The sequence below is a fragment of the Nocardia sp. NPDC052566 genome (assembly GCF_044547285.1).
Taxonomy (GTDB): Bacteria; Actinomycetota; Actinomycetes; order Mycobacteriales; family Mycobacteriaceae; genus Nocardia.
Genome location: NZ_JBIUAF010000008.1, coordinates 169,519 through 190,317, shown reverse-complemented (window position 1 = coordinate 190,317; position 20,799 = coordinate 169,519). Strand labels below are relative to the sequence as shown.

20 protein-coding genes are annotated in these 20,799 nt (G+C 67.5%); 14 read left to right on the top strand and 6 right to left on the bottom strand.

Translation table 11 applies throughout. The features are described from left to right. Positions 1–8: 8 nt before the first annotated feature. Entirely contained in the window at positions 9–1,472 is a 1,464-nt protein-coding gene (gene mftG, locus ACIG5A_RS39125) for a mycofactocin system GMC family oxidoreductase MftG (protein WP_397249758.1), read from the top strand. A 266-nt stretch (positions 1,473–1,738) separates the two neighbouring features. Here mftG and ACIG5A_RS39120 read toward each other — a convergent pair whose 3' ends face one another. The 3 genes from ACIG5A_RS39120 to ACIG5A_RS39110 all read right to left on the bottom strand — a co-directional run bounded on the left by ACIG5A_RS39120 (position 1,739) and on the right by ACIG5A_RS39110 (position 4,303). Beyond that, positions 1,739–2,611, bottom strand: coding sequence for an aldo/keto reductase (locus ACIG5A_RS39120; protein WP_397249756.1), 873 nt, complete (start codon positions 2,609–2,611; stop codon positions 1,739–1,741). A gap of 21 nt (positions 2,612–2,632) precedes the next feature. Continuing rightward, entirely contained in the window at positions 2,633–3,328 is a 696-nt protein-coding gene (locus ACIG5A_RS39115; protein WP_397249754.1) for a type 1 glutamine amidotransferase domain-containing protein, read from the bottom strand. A 102-nt stretch (positions 3,329–3,430) separates the two neighbouring features. Continuing rightward, on the bottom strand, positions 3,431–4,303 hold the full coding sequence (locus tag ACIG5A_RS39110; RefSeq protein ID WP_397249752.1) for a GNAT family N-acetyltransferase: 873 nt from the start codon (positions 4,301–4,303) through the stop codon (positions 3,431–3,433). A 316-nt stretch (positions 4,304–4,619) separates the two neighbouring features. Between ACIG5A_RS39110 and ACIG5A_RS39105 the strand changes: the two genes are divergently transcribed. After that, positions 4,620–6,365, top strand: a complete 1,746-nt coding sequence (locus tag ACIG5A_RS39105) for an FAD-dependent oxidoreductase (protein WP_397249750.1) — start codon at positions 4,620–4,622, stop codon at positions 6,363–6,365. Between the two features lie 38 nt (positions 6,366–6,403). Here ACIG5A_RS39105 and ACIG5A_RS39100 read toward each other — a convergent pair whose 3' ends face one another. Then, entirely contained in the window at positions 6,404–7,312 is a 909-nt protein-coding gene (locus ACIG5A_RS39100) for an oxygenase MpaB family protein (protein WP_397249748.1), read from the bottom strand. 207 nt (positions 7,313–7,519) lie between these two features. Here ACIG5A_RS39100 and ACIG5A_RS39095 point away from each other — a divergent pair, with 207 nt between their 5' ends. From ACIG5A_RS39095 to ACIG5A_RS39045, 11 genes are read left to right on the top strand one after another with little or no spacing between them, the layout of a single operon-like run. Then, on the top strand, positions 7,520–7,744 hold the full coding sequence (locus ACIG5A_RS39095; protein ID WP_397249746.1) for a hypothetical protein: 225 nt from the start codon (positions 7,520–7,522) through the stop codon (positions 7,742–7,744). Then, positions 7,744–7,947 (top strand): hypothetical protein, encoded by a 204-nt coding sequence (locus ACIG5A_RS39090; protein WP_397249744.1) that lies wholly within the window; start codon positions 7,744–7,746, stop codon positions 7,945–7,947. Before ACIG5A_RS39095 ends, ACIG5A_RS39090 begins: the two co-directional genes overlap by 1 nt. Next, on the top strand, positions 7,944–8,798 hold the full coding sequence (locus ACIG5A_RS39085) for an MlaE family ABC transporter permease (RefSeq protein ID WP_397249742.1): 855 nt from the start codon (positions 7,944–7,946) through the stop codon (positions 8,796–8,798). The genes ACIG5A_RS39090 and ACIG5A_RS39085 overlap by 4 nt, the downstream gene beginning before the upstream one ends. 1 nt (position 8,799) lies before the next feature. Beyond that, positions 8,800–9,663 (top strand): ABC transporter permease, encoded by an 864-nt coding sequence (locus ACIG5A_RS39080; protein WP_397249740.1) that lies wholly within the window; start codon positions 8,800–8,802, stop codon positions 9,661–9,663. An 8-nt stretch (positions 9,664–9,671) separates the two neighbouring features. Next, positions 9,672–11,060, top strand: coding sequence for an MlaD family protein (locus tag ACIG5A_RS39075; RefSeq protein WP_397249738.1), 1,389 nt, complete (start codon positions 9,672–9,674; stop codon positions 11,058–11,060). Position 11,061: 1 nt separating this feature from the next. Further along, positions 11,062–12,084: an MCE family protein gene (locus ACIG5A_RS39070; RefSeq protein ID WP_397249736.1), complete on the top strand. Its 1,023-nt coding sequence runs from the start codon at positions 11,062–11,064 to the stop codon at positions 12,082–12,084. After that, entirely contained in the window at positions 12,081–13,103 is a 1,023-nt protein-coding gene (locus tag ACIG5A_RS39065) for an MlaD family protein (RefSeq protein ID WP_397249734.1), read from the top strand. The genes ACIG5A_RS39070 and ACIG5A_RS39065 overlap by 4 nt, the downstream gene beginning before the upstream one ends. After that, positions 13,103–14,194 (top strand): MCE family protein, encoded by a 1,092-nt coding sequence (locus ACIG5A_RS39060; RefSeq protein ID WP_397249732.1) that lies wholly within the window; start codon positions 13,103–13,105, stop codon positions 14,192–14,194. Before ACIG5A_RS39065 ends, ACIG5A_RS39060 begins: the two co-directional genes overlap by 1 nt. After that, on the top strand, positions 14,191–15,270 hold the full coding sequence (locus tag ACIG5A_RS39055) for an MCE family protein (RefSeq protein ID WP_397249730.1): 1,080 nt from the start codon (positions 14,191–14,193) through the stop codon (positions 15,268–15,270). Before ACIG5A_RS39060 ends, ACIG5A_RS39055 begins: the two co-directional genes overlap by 4 nt. Beyond that, positions 15,267–16,445 carry an MCE family protein gene (locus ACIG5A_RS39050; RefSeq protein ID WP_397249728.1) on the top strand — a complete coding sequence of 393 codons (1,179 nt, stop codon included), beginning with the start codon at positions 15,267–15,269 and terminating at the stop codon, positions 16,443–16,445. Before ACIG5A_RS39055 ends, ACIG5A_RS39050 begins: the two co-directional genes overlap by 4 nt. Before the next feature lie 12 nt (positions 16,446–16,457). Beyond that, positions 16,458–17,090, top strand: a complete 633-nt coding sequence (locus tag ACIG5A_RS39045) for a hypothetical protein (RefSeq protein WP_397249726.1) — start codon at positions 16,458–16,460, stop codon at positions 17,088–17,090. A gap of 41 nt (positions 17,091–17,131) precedes the next feature. Here the strand turns inward: ACIG5A_RS39045 and ACIG5A_RS39040 are convergent, their stop codons facing one another. Continuing rightward, complete coding sequence (locus tag ACIG5A_RS39040; RefSeq protein ID WP_397249724.1) at positions 17,132–18,346, bottom strand: TetR/AcrR family transcriptional regulator; 1,215 nt, start codon at positions 18,344–18,346, stop codon at positions 17,132–17,134. A gap of 187 nt (positions 18,347–18,533) precedes the next feature. Beyond that, positions 18,534–19,781 (bottom strand): TetR/AcrR family transcriptional regulator, encoded by a 1,248-nt coding sequence (locus tag ACIG5A_RS39035; RefSeq protein ID WP_397249722.1) that lies wholly within the window; start codon positions 19,779–19,781, stop codon positions 18,534–18,536. A gap of 223 nt (positions 19,782–20,004) precedes the next feature. Between ACIG5A_RS39035 and ACIG5A_RS39030 the strand changes: the two genes are divergently transcribed. Continuing rightward, positions 20,005–20,739, top strand: a complete 735-nt coding sequence (locus ACIG5A_RS39030) for a DJ-1/PfpI family protein (RefSeq protein WP_397249720.1) — start codon at positions 20,005–20,007, stop codon at positions 20,737–20,739. Positions 20,740–20,799: the final 60 nt, after the last annotated feature.

Here is a 20,799-nt window from a genome sequence, read left to right as displayed (position 1 = left end):
TCGACGGCGTGGTCGGCACACTCATCGTCGGCGGCGGCACGGCGGGGTGTGTGCTCGCGGCTCGGCTGAGCGCTGAGCCAGGGCATTCGGTGCTGCTGCTGGAAGCGGGGGCGGCTCGGGCGCCTGCCGAGTTGCTCGACGCGACCAGGCTGCCGCTGGCTCCGGACGCGCCGTGGCTGTGGCGTTACGACGCGACGCTGACGTCCGGGGTGGCGGGACAGTTGGTGCGCGGCAGGGTGATCGGCGGTTCCGGCGCGGTCAACGGCGGCTACTTCGTGCGCGCCATCGCGGCGGACTTCGCCGCGTGGAGCGGTGTGCTCGGCGGCTCGGCTTCGGCCTGGTCGTTCGACGCGGTGCTGCCCGCCTATCGGCGCATGGAGCGCGATCTGGACTACGGCGACCGGCCGGGCCACGGCAGGTCAGGGCCGATCACCGTGCGCCGCGTAGCGCATCCGGCGCCGCTGAGCGCCGAATTCGCCGCGGCCGCCGCCGCACTCGGGTTCGCCGCCATCGCGGATTTGAACGCGCTGCCCGGTACGGAGCCGTCCGACGGGATCGGCCCGGTGCCGTGCAATGTCGATCGGGGCAGGCGCGTGGATACCGGGTCGAGCTATCTGCTGCCCGCGCTGGATCGGCCCGATCTCACCGTGGCGGGCGCTACGCGGGTGACCCGCCTCCGATTTCACGGCACGCGCGCGATCGGCGTGGACTGTGTGCGTGACGGCCGGACCGAGACGGTGTACGCCGACCGGATCGTGCTGTGCGCCGGCGCCGTGGAATCGGCCGCGCTGCTGCTGCGCTCCGGTATCGGAAATCCGGAACAGCTACGTGCACTGGGTATTCCGGTGGTGCATGCCGCGCCGGTGGGTGAGTGGTTCAGCGATCATCCGGAGATCGGCGTCGAATATCATCGCGATGCGGTGGGTTCCGCGGCGGATACCGTCGCGCTGGAGTACGTGCTCGAATGCGGCGATATCGAAATGCGGCCGTACACAATGTCGTTCACTCCCGGGCTGCAGCGGCTCGGTGTGGCGTCGATGCGCCCGCACGCCAGTGGAGCGTTGCGGCTGCGCAGCGCCGACCCCGCGGTGCCGCCGGTCATCGACCACCGTTACCTCGCGGCCGAGCACGATCGCGTGCACCTGCGGGAGGCGGTCGCGCTGGCGCGGGAGGCGCTGGCGAAGATGCCGGGGACCAGGCAGGCCGATCCGATGCCGTCGCGTGCCGGGCGGCCCGCCGATCGTTGGCTGCGCGCGAATCTCGGTACCTCGCAGCACCTCTCGGGTACCTGCCGGATGGGTCGTGCCGACGACGAGCGCGCGGTGGTCGACGAGTACTGCCGGGTGCACGGTGTCACCGGGCTGTCCGTCGCGGACCTGTCGATCGTTCCGGTGCCGCTGAGTCGCGGCCCGCAGGCGACTGCGGTGCTGATCGCGGAACAGGCCGCGGGCATGCTCGATCCGCCGAAGTAAAATGTTCGCGGCTCACATTTGGTGCGTGTCGAATACGATGCGTTCGGTTGCGGATTTGCACCGATACCCGGTCGCGTGAACCGGTACGGTCCAACGAAGCGGCGGTGCCGGGTGAGCTGTATCTGTCGGGGGTACAGCTCGCCCGGACCTGTCGGTGCCCGCTAGTACGCTGGGTACCACAAGCTTCGCCGGTGCCGGACACAGGGAAGGTTCGGTACCGGCGGGGGTCCGGCCGTTCAGGCGGGAACCGTTCAGGCGGGAACCGTTCAGGCCACGGCCGACAGTGTCGCGAAGTCGTTGTCCGACAACTCGATCAGGGCGGCCGCCATGTTCTCCTCCAGATGCGCGACGCTCGCGGTGCCCGGAATCGGGAGCATCGCCGGTGACCGGCGCAGCAGCCACGCCAGTGCGAGCTGTGCAGGCGTGGCGCCGTGCTCGCGTGCGATGGACTCGAGCGGGCCGCCTGGGCCGGCGAGGTGACCGGTGGCCAGCGGGAACCACGGAATGAAGGCGATGCCCGACCGCTCGGCGTAGTCCAGCACGTCCTCGTCGGTGCGATTGGCCACGTTGTACAGGTTCTGCACCGAGACGATGGTGGCGATCTCGCGCGCCCGCTGCAGCTGTTCGACGCTCACCTGCGAGACGCCGATATGCCGAATCTTGCCTTCCCCCTGCAGTAGTGCCAGCTCGCCGAGCTGATCGGCCAGCGGCACGCGGGGATCGATGCGGTGCAGCTGGTACAGGTCTATCCGGTCGACGCCGAGGTGGCGCAGGCTGAGTTCGGTCTGCTGCCGCAGGTATTCGGGCCTGCCGACCGGCCGCCAATCGCTCGGGCCCGATCTGGTCAGCCCGCCCTTGGTCGCGATCACCAGACCATCGGGATAGGGGTGCAATGCCTTTCGGATCAACTGCTCGCTGACGAAGGGGCCGTAGGAGTCCGCGGTATCGATGAAGTCGACGCCGAGCTCGACCGCGCGGCGTAGCACGCGTACCGCCTCGTCCCCGTCCTTCGGATCACCCCAGACGCCGGGGCCGGTCAGCTGCATCGCACCGAAGCCGAGCCGGTGCACGGGCAGCTCACCGCCGATCGCGAAGGTGCCGGAGGCATCGGCGGGACGAGGATCGGCATGCGTGCTCATGGATACGAGATCCTTTCGGGATCAGCCCAGTTTCTTCAACACCGCTGCGGCCGCCTCGGCCGAGGAGGCCGGATTCTGTCCGGTGACGAGATTGCGGTCGACCACAACGTGCGGTGCCCACGGCTCCCCGGCCCGGTAGTCGGCGCCGATCTCGACGAGACGATCTTGCAGCAACCACTTCGCCTTGTCGGCGAAACCGGCCTGTGTCTCTTCGGCATTGGTGAATCCGGTGAGGGTGTACCCGGCGAATGCGTTGCCGCCATCGGCGGTGGTCGCGGCGAGCAGTGCGGCCGGACCGTGGCACAGCACGGCGAGCGGCTTACCGGATTCCAGTGCGGCGGTGAGCAATGCGCCGGATTCGGCGTCGACCGCGAGATCCTCCATCGGCCCGTGGCCGCCGGGGTAGAAGACGGCGGCGTACTCGGCGAGGTCGATTTCCTTCAGCGCCAGCGGATTCCGCAGTTCGGAGCTTTCGGCGAGGATGCGGGCGATCCGGTCGGCCCCGTCCTGGCCGCCGTTCGCACCCGCGGCGAGGCTGCCCTGGTCGACGGTGGGTGTCGCAGCGCCGGGAGTGGCGACCGCGATCTCGTATCCCGCTGCCTTGAACGCCTCGTACGGCACCGCGAACTCCTCGGCCCAGAAGCCGGTCGGGTGCGGTGTGCCGTCGGCGAGGGTCCAGCGGTCGGTGCCGGTCAGTACGAAAAGAATCTTGGCCATGAGGTGTGCTCCACTTCGGTTGATGAGCGAGATCGCGTCGCGACCCGCTCGAACGTAGGCCGATTTCGGGCGGGCAACCAATGGGAAGGCCAATACCGGACATCAGGATTTCGATGTGTAGGCCAGGGTTCTCGCGTACTGCGCGAACCCCAGTCCACGGTACAGAATCTGGGGCACAGGGTAACCCGCGTCACCCCGTGGATAGACGACCGCCGAGCGTCCCCCTGCGGCCTCGAGCGCATGCAACGCCGCCAGGCACACCGCGCGCGACAGGCCGCGGCGGCGGAATTCGGGGGCGGTGCCCACCGGCTCGATCAGCCCGACGCGATGCACCGGGTCCAGCCAGATCAGGCAGTAGGCGGCGAACCGGCCGTCCGCGCATTCGACCACCCAGTCCAGGTCGGCGCGGTAGGGCCAGGCCGCCATCACCGCACCATAGGACTCGGCGGTGACTCGTTCGGACTCCCAGGCCAGCTGGTGCACGGAGACGCGGTGGGCCAGATCGTCGGCGCCGCGCACGGCGCGCAGCCGGAATCCGGCGGGCAGCTCGGGCGCGGGCAGGTTCGCCAGATCGTGTGCGTGGTAGGCGAAGAACGGCGCATCGTCGCGCCTGCGGTAGCCGTTGGCCACCAGGGCCGCGATCACCTCGACCTCCGCGTCGAGCACGGTGATCTCGCGCGGGCCGCCGTCGGCCACCTCGTCGAACCAGGTGAGTATCTCGTCGAGCACCTGCGGATAGGCGGGATCTACCTGCAATTCGAGATCGTCGGGCAGGCACGCCCAGCCCCACCCGACCACGCGGCCGTCGCTCTCCCACAGTGCGATCGGCCAGTCGTCCGATTCCGCGGTGAACATGAACCGCCCCCACGCGAGATCGCCGACATGATGCGAGCTGGACCGCGACCATAGTCGCTGGGTCAGCTCCTGCATGGCCCGCAGATCCGCGGGCCCGCGATACTCGCGGCGCTGCTGCATGCCCCCGACTCTAGGCGGTGCGCCACACCCGAACCCGTACTCGGCGCTGAAGCGGCCCGGTGAGCCGACGCGAGGGCGCCGGTGGTCGGGCAGCGCGTCGGATGGGCGGCGGGGCTCGGCGGTACCGAGGGATGGCCAGGCTGCCGAGCCTCGCCCCATGCTCCTACTATCTGGAGATTTGTTATGAACATTCACAGCCTGATGCGCCTTTGATTTGCCTTGGCTGCGGAAGAATGTTCATTAACATACTCTGACATCCAGGTAGCGAGCCCGAGGTGCGAGGGGTGCCACGGGCCGGAAGGTCGGGTGACCAACGATGCGACGGCGCGCATTCCTGAAAGCGACAGCACTGACCGGGGCGGCCATGACGCTCGCGCCGACCGGCGGCCGGGCCGGTGGGCAATCGCCGGGGCGTTCGGTGGCCGTATTCGGCGCCGGCCCAGCGGGTTTGACCGCCGCGCACGAGCTGGCCGAGCGCGGATTCGCGGTCACCGTGTACGAAATGCGGGATACGCTCGGCGGCAAGGCTCGTAGCGTCTACGCCCCCGACGGGTTGCCGGGTGAGCACGGCTTCCGCAGCTTCTTCGGCTTCTATCACAACCTGCCGGACACGATGCGCCGAATTCCGTTCCCCGGCAACGTCAATGGAACCTGGGACAACCTGGTCCGGTTGAACGCCGCGATGATCGCGGGCGTCGGCCGCAGCAATCTCACTGTGCCGCTGCTGTTTCCGCTGCCACCCTCGCGGACGCCGATGACACCGCAGGCGTTCGCCGATTCCGTCGCGGCGGGATTCGAGACGTTGTTCCGGTTGCCGCCGCACGAGGCGATCTTCGCGGCGGAACGGCTCGGGGTCTACGTCACCAGCTGCACCGAACGCAAACTCGGCCAGTGGGAGCGGATGACCTGGACCGACTTCGCCCGCCTCGACAACTCCTCGCCGGAGTACAACCGCTTCCTCGGCGACGGCTTCATTCGCGAGCTGGTCGCGACCAAATCCCGTAATTGCAGCGCACATTCGATCGGCATCGTCGGTGAGGAGTACGTCTGGTCGCTGCTCGGTCTCAACAACGATATCGACACCAAGGGCAACGACCGGGTGCTCAACGGCCCGACCACCGAGGCGTGGATCGACCCGTGGGTCGACTATCTGCGTTCGATCGGCGTGACTTTCCAGCTGGGCCAACGGCTCACCGGTCTGCGCACCGACGGCGCGCACATCGCCGAGGCGACCGTGAACGGCACGCACACCGTCGAGGCCGACCACTACCTCGCCGCGATTCCGCTCGAGCAGTTCGCCGGGCTGCTCTCCGACGACCTGCTCGCCGCCGATCCCGCGCTGGCCGGCGTGCGTGAGCTGCAGAACGCCTGGATGGTCGGCATCCAGTTCTTCCTCAGGGAGCGAATGGATCTGGCCAACGGCCACGTCGGCTACAACGACGCACCGTGGGGCCTGACCTCGATCAGCCAGGCCCAGTTCTGGCGGCGGCCGCTGCCGAGCTACGGCGATGGCACCGTGAAAGACGTGCTGTCCGCGATCATTTCGACCTGGGACCTGCCGGGTACTTACAACGGCAAGTCCGCGGCGCAGTGCACGCCGGAGGAACTCGCCATCGAGACCTGGGCGCAGATCAGGGCGCACGTCGACGGCAAGAACGGTGTCCGCCTGCCCGACGGCATCGTGCATTCCTGGCTGCTCGATCCCGGCCTCACCGGGGCGGGCACCCCCGAGGTCGGCTACGACGATCCGATCTTCATCCAGAACCCTGGCTCGTGGTCCGCGCGCCCGGACGCCGTCACCGGCATCGACAACCTCTTCCTCGCGGGGGATTGGATTAAGACGCAGATCAACGTGGCGTGCATGGAGGGTGCCAACGAGGGCGGCAGGCTGGCGGCCAATGCGGTGCTGCACGCGTCGGGCTCACCCGCACCGGCGGCGCGCATTCAGGGCCGCTTCGTCCAACCCCTATGGGAGCCTTTCAAACTCATCGATCAGGCGCTCTACCGCGCCGGCCAACCCAATATGTTCGACCTCGTCGATCGGCGCTACCCGGTGCGCTAGGCGCTCGGCGAGCGCACTACGCCCGGCCCTAGTCGCGCTCAGAGCAGCTTGCGCTGCGTGCGAATCCTGCGGCGTACATCGGCCATCAGGACATGGGTGCCGCCGTGCCGCAGGAATCGGGGGATGAAGCGGTTGACGAAGGCGACGAAGACGAACAGGTGCTCGAAGCGGCGCTGGTCGGCCGGTGTCCATTCGATACGGAGCTGTTCGCGGAAGATCGGTGCCAGGAAGCCGATCGTGAGGAATTTCAACAGGTTCCGGAACGGCAGCCGCAGATACCAGTGGATCATCCGCAGGTTCAGCAGGTCGTCGAGGTAGCCGCGCACGTAGTCGTCGATGACCACCTGCTCGCTCGCCGCGTTCCAGTAGCGGTCGAACTCGGCGCGGGTCGCGGGCCACATCTGCTCGGTGACCTGGAGTGTCGTGCCGAGGGTCGAGGAGGAGGCGTAGAACGCCTCGGCCTGCTCGTCGTTCATCCTGCCCTGCAGTAGCTGGTAGGTGTCCTCGAAACCGATATAAAGGCATGCGGCGACCCACAATTGGAGGTCGCGGTCGAAGGCGTTGTACTTCACCGGGCTGTCCGGTGCCGAACGCACCTGCCGGTGCGCGACATTCACCGCTTCGCGATAGGCGAGACGTTCCTCCTCGGTGCCGAGGATGGCGACAGCCAGGTACTGGGTGGTGGTGCGTGCCCGCTTCCACGGATGGTGCATCAGCGAACCGGATTCGACCCGGCTCTCCGCGACGCCGTAGCCGACGCCGGGCCTGGCCATCTGCATCACCACATTGGCGGCGGCGCCCGCGAAGGACCAGAAGTCGAGCGCGTCGGTGAGCCGCACCGGGCGTTTGGTGAACGGCCGGTGCGTGGCGTCGATGGGGATGCGGGTGCGGTCCTTGGTCAGCATGGCGGTGTCACGGCGATCCGAGGGCTGAGCGGCGGCGGTCATCCTGATCCTTCTCCCACGGGCGCGATTGCTCGCTATGTTACTAATCATTCTTAGCGACTACATGCACTGTATGACATCTTCGCGCTGCGTATGCGGATATTGAATGAAGGAAGTGTGCTCAAGTTCTTCCTCAACGAGAAGAATTGTGCGTAACATATGCGCCCATGACGGGCCGGTCACCGCGGATCGGCCGACGGAAGGACGCACATGCTCGAGCGGTTGGATCGACTGTTCAGCTACGAGATGAAGGTCTCCGAGTTCCTCGGCACCCTGATCATCCTCGCCGTCCCCTACTGCCTCATCGGCCTGATCTGGACGCTCACGCACACCGGTCACCTGCGCACCATGCACGGCATCGACGTGGTGATCTCGTTCCTCGGCTCGATCGTGTGCTGGCCGGTGCTCACCTTCGCGAATGTGTGCATGACCTGATGATGATTCTCGTTCGGCTCATCGACATCCTGGTGATCTGCGTCAAGATCCTCGGCGGGCGCACGCGCGTGCATCCGGTGCTGCGGCTCGGGCTGTGGCTCGCCGTGCTGAGCGCCGCCGCGGCCGGTATCGCCGTCCTCGGCTACCTGCTCGTCCTGCTCGACCACCAGCTGACCGGCACCGCCGCACCGGGTGCGCGATGACGACCACCGAAGAACCACGCGGGCGGACCGATCTCGAGCAGGCCGTCGAGGACGTCAAGGGACTGTGGCGCAGGCATCCGCAGCGGTCGCTCGAAACGCTCGGCCGCCAGGTCACTTTGGGGCGCGACGCGGTACTGGAGATGTTCCGCGCGCTGTTCGCCCGGCGGTTTCCGTTCCACGAGTTCATCAAGCAGTGCGCGTTCATGGCCAATGTGTCGGCCGCGCCGACCGTCTTCGTCGCGATACCGGTCGCGGTGGTCGTCTCGATCCAGGTCGGCTCGCTGGTGAACCAGGTGGGCGCGACGACCTTCATCGGCGCGGTGAGCGGGCTCGGCATCATCAGGCAGGGCGCGCCGCTGGTCACCTCGCTGATGATCGCGGGCGCCGTCGGGTCGGCCATCTGCGCCGATCTCGGCTCGCGCACCATCCGCGAGGAGATCGACGCCATGCGGGTGATGGGCGTCGACCCGATCCGCAGGCTGGTCGCGCCGCGACTACTGGCCGCGGTGCTGGTGAGCATCCTGCTGTGCGGGTTCGTGGTCTTCGTCGGGTTCGCCACCGGCTATCTGTTCAATGTGTACGCCCAGGGCGGCACTTCGGGCTCGTTCATCAGCACCTTCGCCTCGTTCGCGGTGGCCGATGATCTCATCGTCGCGCTGGTGAAGGCGGCCGTCTTCGGCGCGATCACCGCGATCATCGCCTGCGACACCGGCTTACACACCAGGGGCGGACCGGGCGGCGTGGCCAACGCGGTCAATTCGGCGGTGGTGAACTCGGCGCTGATGCTGTTCGCCACCAACATCATCATCACGCAGCTCTACAACACGCTCTTCCCGGTGAAGGTGATCTGAGATGGGCACCAGATACACCCCGCCCGTGCTGCGACCCGTTCGCGCGGTGGGCGAGGTGGCGCGTATTCCGGTGCGGGCCAACCGGCGGCTCGGGCACCAGGCGATCACCTTCTTTCAGGCGGTCGCGGCGATTCCCTTCGCGCTGAAGCACTATCGCAAGGAGGTGCTCCGGCTGACCGCCGATGTCGGCTGGGGCAACGGCTCGCTCATCGTCGGCGGCGGCACCGTCGGTGTCGTCATCATCCTGTGCGGCTTCGGCGGAATCACCGTCGGCATGGAGTCCTACACCGCCCTCAACCTGCTGACGATGAACCCGTTGACCGGCGCGATCTCCGGATTCGCCACCACGCGCGAGATCGGGCCCATCCTGGCCACTTTGGCGTTCGCCATTCAGGCGGGCTGCCGGTTCACCGCGCAGCTCGGCGCGATGCGCATCGCCGAGGAGATCGACGCGCTGGAATCCATTGCCATCCGGCCGCTTCCGTACCTGGTGACAACCAGGATGATCGCGGCGACGCTGACCATCATCCCGCTCTACAGCGTCGGTCTCGCGGTCGCCTACCTGATGACCAAGCTGGCGGTGCTGTTCCTCGGCGGTACCTCGGCGGGCACCTACGACCACTACTTCTTCCAATTCCTCAACGGCCCAGATGTTTTCTACTCGCTGCTCAAGGTGATGGTGTTCGTGCTGCTGTCGACCTTCATCCAGTGCTATTACGGCTACATCGCCAGCGGGGGACCCGAAGGCGTCGGCCAGGCGGCCGGGCGCGCGATCAAGATGGTGATCGTCGTCATGGTGTTCGCCAATCTGTTCCTGACCCTGGCGATCTGGGGCATCGACCCCGGATTCCGGATCTCCGGATAGGCGCGGCGATGATCCTCGATCCCAGCGGACGCGGCCCCACCGCACGACAGCTGACCCTCGCCGGCCTGGCGATGACCGCCGCGACTGCGCTGGCACTCGCGCTGCTCGGCCTGCGCTACACCGGGCGCTTCGACGACACGGTGCCGGTCGTCGCGGTGCTCACCAGTACCGGTGACGGGCTGCCCGCGCACGCCGACGTGAAGTTCCGCGGCATGCTCGTCGGTTCGGTCGCCGCGGTGGAGGTGATGGCCAAGGGTGAACGCCAACAGGCCGCTCTGGACCTGAAACCCGATGTGGCTGGCATGATTCCGGCGAATGTGACCGCGCGGGTGATCCCGAGCAACATCTTCGGCGTCACGGCCATCGAACTCGTCGACAACGGGCGCGCTGCCGAGACATTGCGCGCGGGCGCGCGGATACCCGAGGACACCAGTGCGGCTACCGTGCAGTTGCAGACCACGCTCAGCGTGCTGCGCGACGTGCTCGACCACATCCAGCCGGAGAAACTGGGCCGGGTGCTCGCCACCCTCGCCGACGCGCTCGATCCGTCCGCGCGGGTGCCCGGTTCGACCATCGAGCGGCTGGACACCTGGCTCACCGAGGTGCGTGCCATACCCGGTATCGGCACCCTGCTCGGCGATCTCGGTGCGGCCGCATCGGCATTGAGCGCCTCCGCGCCGGACCTGGTCGGCGTGCTGTCGGAGTCGGTGACCACCGCGCGCACGCTGACCGAGCGGCGGGACCGGCTGATCGCCCTGTTGACCAACGCGGGTGGCGCGGTCGATTCGGTGAACTCGCTCTTCGCGCGGAATCCCAACTCGGGCAAGGAGTTCGTGGCCGGCGTCGACGAGCTGTTCGGCAGTCTGGCCGAGGATGCCAGGGCGATTCCGGAGACGGCGGCCAATCTCAATGTGGCACTCGGCAAGCTGCGCTCGGTATTCCACTACGGGCCCGGCAGGCAGATGGTGTGGAAGATGGACGTGTCGTTCACGCCGTTCCAGCAGTACACGGCGAAGGACTGCCCGCGCTACGGCGCGATGGCCGGGCCGCGCTGCGGCGGTCCGACCATCCCCGAAGTAGCGCCACCGCAGGAGTTTCCGGCCCAGCTGCGGCCTCAGTGGCTCGAGTCGGCGGGTCCGGCGCCGGTCATCGCGCCGCAGCTGCCCGGACTCCCGGCGATACCCGGTCTGACCATGCCCGGGTTGCCGCCGATTCCCGGTATCACCGCGCCCGCGTCGGCGACAGTGGGCCCACGAGTCGCGGCGCCCGCCGCGCTGCGCGGGTCCGACGCGGTGGCGGCCATCGTCGGTGGAACGCCGAATATGGCGCAGTACCTGCTGCTTTCGCCGGTGCTCGCGGGCGGCTCGCTGACCGTGACCGAGGGAGGCGGGCGCTGAGATGAAATCAGGAAGGGCGCTGATCGGCTTCAGCCTGTTCGCCGTCGTGGCGATACTGCTCACCTACACGATCTGGTCGACGCTGCAGCGCTCGGTCAGCGGGGATACCGATACCTACTCCGCGACGTTCACCGATGTGCTCGGCCTGCGCGTCGGCGACGACATCAGGATGGCGGGCGTGCGGGTCGGCCGGGTCGACGCGATCGGCTTCGACGGCGACTACCGGGCCAAGGTCGATTTCCGCATCCAGAACCGGCAGCGGCTGACCACCACCACGAAAGCCCTTGTCCGCTATCAGAATCTGATCGGGCAGCGCTATATCGCGCTGGTACCGGGCAGCGGCGGCGGGCAGGAGATGGCGCCGGGTTCGGCGATTCCCTTGGCGCGCACCGAGCCGTCGTTCGACGTGTCCGCGCTGCTGTCCGGCTTCGAGCCGCTGTTCAGCGTGCTGCAGCCGGATCAGATCAACTCGCTGTCGGAGACGCTGATTCAGGCGCTACAGGGCAACGACGTCTCGCTCAGCGCGCTGATCACTCAGGCCGCGCAGCTCGCGGGCACCTTCGGGCAGCGCGATCAGATCCTCGGCGATGTGATCGGCAATCTGAGCAGCGTCATCAGCGGTCTCGCCCATCGCAGCGGTGAACTGGAAACGCTGATCACCCAGGCCCGTTCGCTGGTCGAGGCGCTGTACAGCCAGGGCGAATCGCTGAAATCGTCGGTGGCGCAGGTCGCCGTGTCCACCGACGCGCTGGCCAGGCTGATCGGGCAGGTCAAACCCGGTCTGGCCCAGGCGCAGCGGGATGCGACGAACGGCGTCGCGCTGCTGCTGCTCAACGGCGCTTCGCTCGATCAGGCCGCGGTCGAACTGCCGACCGTGCTCAACGCGCTGGCCAGGTTCACCGGCAACGGCGCATACGGAAACGCCTACTTCTGCTCGCTCGACGTGTCGCTGTGGGGCGTCGTGTTGCCACCGGGGCTGTTCTCCCAGGTGGGCGGCAATTCGCATTCGGAGGTGTGCCGATGACGACGCTGCTCGATCGGGTCCGGCGGTTTCGACTGCCGCGCAACCGCTTCCTGTGGCTCGGGGTGACCGCGGCGGGCTCGGTGCTGCTGTTGCTGGTCGGTTCGAGCGTGCTGTCGCAGGCCAGACTGGGCGACAAGACGATTCAGGCGGAATTCGCGCAGGCCGCCGGGCTGCGGGCGGGCGCGTCGGTGGATGTGTCCGGCATCGATGTCGGTACGGTGCGCACTGTGCGGCTCGACGGCGCCAAGGTGCTCGTCGAGTTGAAGGTGCGCGGCGATCTGCGGCTCGGCCCGGATGCCCGCGCCGCGATCAAGATGTCGACGATCCTCGGCAAGCTGCATGTCGAGCTGGTGCCGGGGAACGGAAAGGGACTGGCGGGCAACCGTATTCCGCTCGCGCAGACCTCGGTGCCGTACAACCTCGGCAAGATCGTCCGCGATCCGGTGTACAAGTCCTCGTTCGAGCGCATCGAGCGCATCGACCCCGTGAAGCTGCGCCGATCGCTGGATGTGCTCACCCAGCAGATGGGCGATTCGCCGCAGCTGACCGTCGAGGCGCTCAACAGCATCGGCGCGCTGGCCAAGGTGATCAACGACCGGCGCGACGAGGTGGATCTGCTGCTGAAGAGCATGGACCAGGTCTCGACGCTGGTGTCGGACAACCGCAACAGCGTGCTGTTGCTGCTCACCCGCGGTGAGGCCATCGGCGATGCCGTCGCGCTGCGGCAGAACCTGCTGCGGCAGTTGCTCGACAATGTCGCCGATCTGTCGCGGCTGCTGCAGCAGATGGGACTGGACAACGGCGGCGAGCTCGGGCCGCTGATCCGCAGTCTCAACACCATGTCCGAGGGGCTGGAGAAGAACCGGGACAACCTCGATGCGCTGTACGAGATCATGCCGGTCGCGCTGCGGCAGTTCAACAATGCGCTCGGCAACGGACCGTACGGAGATGTGTGGGCGCCGTGGGTGTTTCCGGACAACTGGATGTGTTTCGCCGCCGCGGTCAAGGGGTGCAGTTGATGAAGTTCTGGAAGCTCGGCGTGCTGTGTACGGCCGCCGTCCTCGCCGCGGGATGTGCGCTGGTGCCGGACAGCCTCACGGCGCTGCCGCGCCAGTACCTCGGCGAACATCTGCGCATCAGTGCCGATTTCGAGAACGTCGCGGGCCTGTACGCGGGCAACGAGGTCGACATACTCGGTGTACCGGTGGGCCGGGTCGACACGGTGACGGCCAAGGGCAGCTACGTCCAGGTGACGATGTCGATCGACAAGGGTGTCAAGGTGCCCGCGGATGTCGTTGCCGCACTGGTCTCCCCGCAGCTGATCACCAATCGGCACGTGGAACTCGCCCCCGCCTACACCGGCGACGGCCCGGTGCTGACCGACGGCGCGCACATCCCGCTCGAGCACACCCGCACCCCGGTCGAACTCGATCGCATCCTGGAGAACTTCGACCAGCTCGGCCGGGCATTGCGCGGCGACAATCAGACCGGGCCGATGGCGAGCCGGGTGCTGTTCCCGCTGCTCGACGGCAACGGCGACAAGCTGCGCGCCACACTGGACGCGCTGTCCTCGGCCTTCGAGGTGTCGCTGGCCAACGGTGACCAGATCTCCAGGACCATCGTCAAACTGAACGAGATCACCCAGATCATCGCCGACAACGACCAGACCGTCCGCGATTTCAGCGGCAGGCTCACCGAGCTGGTGCGCCTGATGGGTGAACAGGCGCCCGGCTTGCAAGCGGTGCTCACGCAGCTCAACGATTTCGTCGCCAACACCGCGACGGTGGTCGGCGAGAACCGCGACCAATTGCTCGGCGCGCTCACCAGATTCACCACGCTGACCGCGCAGATGCGGGCCAATGCCCGCGGCCTCACCGAGATCACCGATGTCGGTCCGCTGTTCTTCCAGAACCTGTCCAACGCGGTCAGCCGCGAGCAGCGGGCCGTACGGCTGCACGGTCTGCTGGACAAGTCCGTACTCGACGGCGAGGCGCTCTCGCTGTTCTGTGAGCGCGTTCAGATGCGAGTCGACGGCTGCCGCACCGGCAAGATCGCGGACTTCGGCCCCGACTTCGGGCTGACCGCGGCGCTGTTGGGGCTGACGAAATGAAAAGGGCACTCGCCGTGGCGATCACGGCCGCGACGCTCGGCGCGACGGCGGGGTGTGCGGTGACCGTCGACAATGTGCCGCTGCCCAACCCTGGCATCGGCGGACCGGGATACACACTGCACGCGGTGTTCCGTGACGCGCTCAACCTGCCGCAGCACGCGCACGTCAAGATCGGCGGCACCGATATCGGCATGGTCACCGCGATCGGCAGTACCAACTTCCTCGCCGACGTGGAAATGCTGATCCGCGACGATATCCGGCTGCCCAGGGGCACGACGGCCGAGCTGCGGCAGGCCACCCCGCTCGGCGACATGTTCGTCGCGATGACGCTGCCCGCCAAGCAGGAGCGCGAAGACCTGCTACGCCCCGGCGACACCATCCCGGCCGAGCAGACCGCCACCGGAGCCTCGGTGGAGCAGCTGATGATGTCGATCTCGATGCTGCTCAACGGCGGTGGGCTCAACCAGGCCGCGCGGATCACCTCGGAGATGAACTCGATGTTCGCCGGGCGCGCACCGCAATTGGCGCACCTGCTCACCGAGCTGACGGAGGTGCTCGCGGCGCTGAACCGGCGTACCGCCGACGTGGACGGCGTGCTCACCGGGCTGAACGCGCTGACCGGTGAATTGGCCAGGCGCAAAACCGAACTGGGCGCCGCCGCGGACACCTTCCCGCCGTTGATCGGGTTGCTCGCCGAAAACAACAGGGGCATCTCAGATCTCGTTGCCAAGGTGTCGGTGACCATGGCCGCGCTCGGCGATTTCACCGACACCACCGGCCCGGAATTCCTGAGCTTGTTCGACAGCATCCAGCGGCTGATGTCCGGCTTCGCCGATATGGGCGACAACCTGGCGGGCACGCTGGACAACCTGCACGCCATCTATCCCGGCGTGATGGCCAGCTTCGACGGGCCGGTGCTCGCCGTCGCGGGCACCGTGTCCTATCTGAGCATCAGCGCGCTGACCGATCCGAAGGGCAGCAGGCCGCCCGAGCTCGGCGACATTCCCGCGTTCATCGGCAGCCTCGCGCAGGTGCTGGAAAAGGTGCTCGGCCGGTTGCAAGGGGGCGGTCGATGAATCCGCCGCTGTGGCGATGGCTGGTGCGCCGCCGGATCGCGGTGGCCAACCTCGGCCTGGTCGTGGTGCTGGTGCTCGGGGTGTCCTACCTCGGCGCCGCGGTACTGCGGATCGAGCCGCTGCCGAGCACGTACACGGTGACCGTCGAGCTGGCCTCCTCCGGCGGCATCGCGGCGAACAACGACGTCACCTTTCGCGGCACCAGGATCGGGCGGGTCGACGCGGTGCGCGTCGCCGGTGACGGTGTCGCCGTCGTCGCCGAAATCGACGACGCCATCAGGATTCCCGTCGGCGGCACGGTCGCCGTCGGCAGGCTCTCGGCGGCGGGGGAGCAGTACCTGGATTTTCGTCCCGATGCCGACAGCGGACCCTATCTCGCCGACGGCGCGGTGGTCGCCCGCGCGCAGACCACCGTTCCGGTGACGGTGCAGTCGGTGCTGGCCAATATGAGCGGGCTGATCGGCGGTATGAACCCGGGCCGGTTGAACGTCATCATCGATGAGCTCGACAAGGCGCTGGCCGGCGGCCCGGATCGGTTGCGCAACATGATCTCCGGCATCAGCCGCGCCATGGCCGGGCTGACCGACCTGCTGCCGCAGACCCGCCGGCTCATCGCGAATCTGCAGGTGATCGCCGAGACCACCACGCACGCGCAGCCGGATCTGACCACGCTGACCACCGGATCGAGCGCGCTGTTCCAGCAGTTGACCGCGGCGGATCAGGAGGTGCGCACCTTACTCGAGCTCGGGCCCGGCCAGCTGGCCACGCTCGGCGGCATCGTGCGCGATACCGAGGATCCGATGACCAACCTGATCACCAACTTCGTCGCGATCACCAAGGCGGCGAAGTTGCGCGCGCCCGCGATCGCCGCGCTGTTCCCGGCACTGCGCTTGGGCTCGGAGGCGATCGGAATCCCGGCACACGACAACGCCTACTACACCCTCGTCGACCCGTGGCCGCGACCGACCTGCGACTACGACACCATCCCCCTCGTGCCGACCGACAAGACGGTCGATACCAGAGTGCGGCTCTACAACTACTGCGTCACCAGCAATCCGGCGCTGCAGGTGCGCGGTTCCGCGAACGCGCCGCGACCGAACGTGCCGGACAACGGATCCGGTCCGCCGCCCGGCGTCACCGGCAACGAACTGTCCCGTCCACCACTCGGCAACTGAGGAGTGAATATCATGAGCGAACCCACAGACGAGGTCACCGATGTCGTCGACGGGGTCGAGGCGCCCGTCGCGGAATCGCCTGCCATCGAATCGACGAAAACCGTTGTGGCCGACCGGCTCCGATTGATTCGCGCGCCCGGTCGCAAGACTGCCGTCGCGCTTCGCGGTGCCGCCGCGGTGGCGTTCGGCGCCACCGTCGGCGCCGCGGTGTTCTTCTATACGCAGAACAGCGACAACAAGGCGATCATCGACGCGCATGAATCCGCGCGCCAGGCCGCCTGTGCCTACGCTCCGGTACTGGCGAATTACGATGCCAAGAGCCTGGATCCGTTCGTCGCCGCCGTGCTCGACGGCGCGACCGGCGACTGGAAGAAACAGTTCGACGATACGAGCAAGCAACTGCGCGAGGCGCTCTCGCAGGCGCAGGTGGTGTCGCGGGTGAGCGATGTCCAGTGCGCCATCAAGTCCGGCGACGAGACATCGGCGGAGGCGATCGTGGTGATCGGGCAGACCATCACCAGTCTGGGGACCAACGGCAAACCCGCGCCCGGGCAGCTGTCCATGGTGATGCGAATGGTGAACGTCGACGGTAAATGGCTTGTCAACAAGATGAATTCGCCGCTCGTCCAGCCTTCGCAGCCATAGGCGCCGCGCGGTCTGGGCCGGGCTTCGTCCGGCTGCGCCAGTCAAGCGTCGAACAGTATGGTCCGCATCAGGCGGATCACCCGGCCCCGCGAGCAGAGCGCGTTGTCCGGACCGAACCACTGACCCAGATCGACGACCAGCGCGAGCGCCGCGTGCACGAGTATCCGCGCCTCGGCGGCGGTGAGCTCGGGGCGGACACCGACGACCAGCTTGGCCCACTCCTCCACGTTGAGCCGCTGGATATTGCGCAGCACCGTGCGGTCGTCCTTCGGCACATTGCTGATCTCCGCGTAGTACACGAAGGTCAGTTCCCGCTCGGCGAAGGAGCCGTCGACGTACAGCTCGATCAGCGTGTCGAGCGCCTGTCCCGGTCCGTCCGCCGCGGCGATGGCAGGCCCGATCGCCGACGAAACCCGTTGCGCTGCACGGCGGAAGGCGGCCGCGAGGATATCGCCCTTGCCGCGATAGAAGCGATACACCGCCGACGAGGCGGGTAGCCCGGCCGCTGTGGCGATGTCCTCCATACTGACATTGGGGTAGCCGCGCTCGTGGAACAGCTGCACCGCCCGGCGCAGCAGCAGTTCGTGTTTGAAGGTCAGCGGCACCTCGGTGGCGCTTGGTGCTTCGTCGTTGTCATCCAATGGTGGTAGCGCACAGCTGGTTACGGCATCGCAGGCCGAGCGCAGCAGCGCCGACAGTGTGCGGACCGGGATGGTGACCTGGTGATCGGAGATGCTGCCGATCACGCTCAACACCGCGGCCGCGAGCACCGCGCGATCCGAACCACGCAGTCCGGCACGGGTTTCGGTGAGCAGCCCGCGGATCACCGCGTCGGTGGCGATCAACCGGTCGCGCAGGATCGCGCGGTCGTCGTCGGTCAGATAGCGGCTCTGCCAGCGTAAAAGGGCGGCGCTGCGGCGATTGGTGATCGACGCCGCGATCAGCGCGTCCAGGATCAGCCCGAGGCGCTCTGCGGCAGGCAGGTCCCGTGCGTCCGCGGGCAGCCGCGCCGCGTCCTCGCTGAGCGCGCCCAGGCGCAGTGCCTCCTCCTGGAACAGCGCGTACTTACTCGGGTAGTGGCGGTAAAGCGCGGTGGAGCTGATATCGAGCCTCGCCGCGATGTCCTCCATGCTGACGCCGTGATAGCCGAGGGTGCCGAAGGCTTCGGCGGCCGCGGCGGCGATCTGTGCCCGGCGATCGCGCGGCCTGCGGCGGATCACCCGCGCATTCGCATCCTGGCGATCCTGGGCACTCACTCCGCGATGGTAGCCCAATTGAACGCTTGGTAAACCCGGCTTACGCGCCTTCCGGTGAACTGAATTAGAGGTCACAGAAGAGGGTTATGTATCCAGTTCAGCAACCAACTTTGACTCAGACAGTGATGTGAATGATCGGTAACATAGCCGAAAGCGACATTGCCCTGCGGAGCCTAGGCGCCGCCGGTCACGAATGCGCGGGACGGCCGAACAGCACGACCTGCATCAGCAGCGCCACCCGCGCCTGTCCGGCCATCGGCTCGGAGCCGAAGGCGCGCCCGAGGTCGACGACAACGGCGAAGGCCGCGTGGATGAGGAACCTGGCCTCGGCGGGCGACAGCTCCGGTCGCACATCGCGCAGCAGCCTGGCCCACTCTTCGACGCTGAGTCGCTGAATGTTGCGCAGCACCGTCCGCTCGTCCTGCGGAACATGCTGGAACTCGGTGTAATACACGAAGGTCAGCGCGCGCTCGCTGAACGAGCCCGTCACGTACTGATCGATCAGGCTGACCAGCGCGTCCTCGCAGTTGCCCGCCGCCGCGACGGCCGGGCCGATCGCGCCCGAAACGCGTTCGGCCGCACGGCGGAACGCGGCGGCGAGCAGATCGCTCTTGCCCCGATAGAAGCGGTAGACCGCCGAGGCCGCGGAAAGCCCTGCGGCACTGGCGATATCCTCCACGCTGACATTCGGGTAGCCGCGGTCGTGGAACAGCTGCACCGCTTTGTGCAGCAGCAGTTCGTGTTTGAACGAATCGGGGATCTCGATGGCGTTCGGGGCGTCCGCGGTGGCCTGCTCCTGCGGCAGCTCGGTCTCCGCGATCGCCCAGCTCGCCGCGGCGAGCAGGCGGGCAAGTGATTTCGCCGGCAGTGCCGCGTGGTGGTCGGCGATGCTGGTGACGGTGCTGAGCATGGTAAGCCGCAGTACCCGAATGTCGTTCTCGGACAACGTCGGCCGCAATGCGCTCAGGTGGGCGCCGAGCGCGCCGAGCACCTTGTCCTGCTGCTCGATGAGGACCGTGTGATCCTCCGGCTCCAGGTAGCGGCCCTCCCAGCGGACCAGCGTGACGGTCGGGCGGTTCTCGATCGTCACGGCGATCAGCGCGTCGAGCACATAGCGCAGCCGCCGCTCCGGAAGCCAGTTCGCCGCCTCCTCGGGCAACTCGACGGATTCGGTCATGGCCCGGCCGACCCGCTGCAGTTCCTCGCGGAACAGCGCGTACTTGCTCGGATAGTGCCGGTACAGCGCGGCCGAGCTGATGCCGAGCCCGGAGGCTATGTCCTCCATGCTCACGCCGTGATAGCCGAGCGCGCCGAATGCCGCGGCGGACGCGGCGGCGATCTGGGCCCGCCGATTCTTCGGCCTGCGCCGGACCTCGCGGGGTGCCGAGTCGCCGGTAACAGCCTTATGCGCCGTGCGGCGATTGTCGACACTCATGCGTGACATGTTATCGAGCGGGGCCGATTGATGATTTGCCCAGGTCGCGGTGTGTTGCGGGCAACATCTCCGCAGCGGCAACCGTGCCGAACAAGTTGCCACATAGACCGACATCCCGGCAGTGGGCAGCCGGTGGCGTCAGGCGAATGAGAGTTCACATGGTCGGGTCGGCGTTGTGCTACCGTCCTGAGTATCCGAACAGCCGACGAGGGGGGCCTGTCGCATGGCTGACCTGCAGATCGCCATCGTCCTCTATCCGGGCATGACGGCACTCGATGCCATCGGTCCCTATGAAGTCCTGCGCTGTGTGCCGGGTGCGCGGATCCGATTCGTCGGTCACGAGACCGGCCCGGTGCTCACCGACAGCGGTGTGCTCGCCCTCGGCGCCACGCACACCTTCGAGGAGACGCCGTCGCCGGATGTCATCGTGGTGCCCGGCGGTCCGGCCGCGACCGGCGTCGCCGGTGACGACCGGGTGCTCGACTGGCTGCGGACCGCCCACGCGACCACCACCTGGACCACGTCGGTATGCACGGGCGCGCTGATTCTCGCCGGGGCGGGCCTGCTCGACGGGCAGCCCGCCACCACGCACTGGGGCGGGCAGAAGGCGCTCGGCCTGCTCGGTGCGAAACCGCAGCGTACGGCGCGGTTCGTGCACGGTGACCGGATCGCGACGGCCGCAGGCGTTTCCGCGGGGATCGATCTGGCGTTGTGGCTGGTCGGTGAGATGTTCGGCAGGGAGCAGGCCGAATCCATCCAGCTGATCATCGAATACGATCCGCGGCCGCCGTTCGACGCGGGACATGTCACCAAGGCGTCAGCGGCGGTGAAGCGCAAGGCGCTGGTCGATATGGGCCGGTTGACACCGGAGTTCCAGCGCAGCGGTGCCCTGCTCACCACACTGACCGGCACGCAGAAGGCGCTGTGGCGCAGCATGATCCGCCGGATCCGCCGATAGATCTCCGGCTCGGCCCGGCGGCGGCGGTCCCGGCGTCCGCCCCGCCTGCGCGTGCGCACC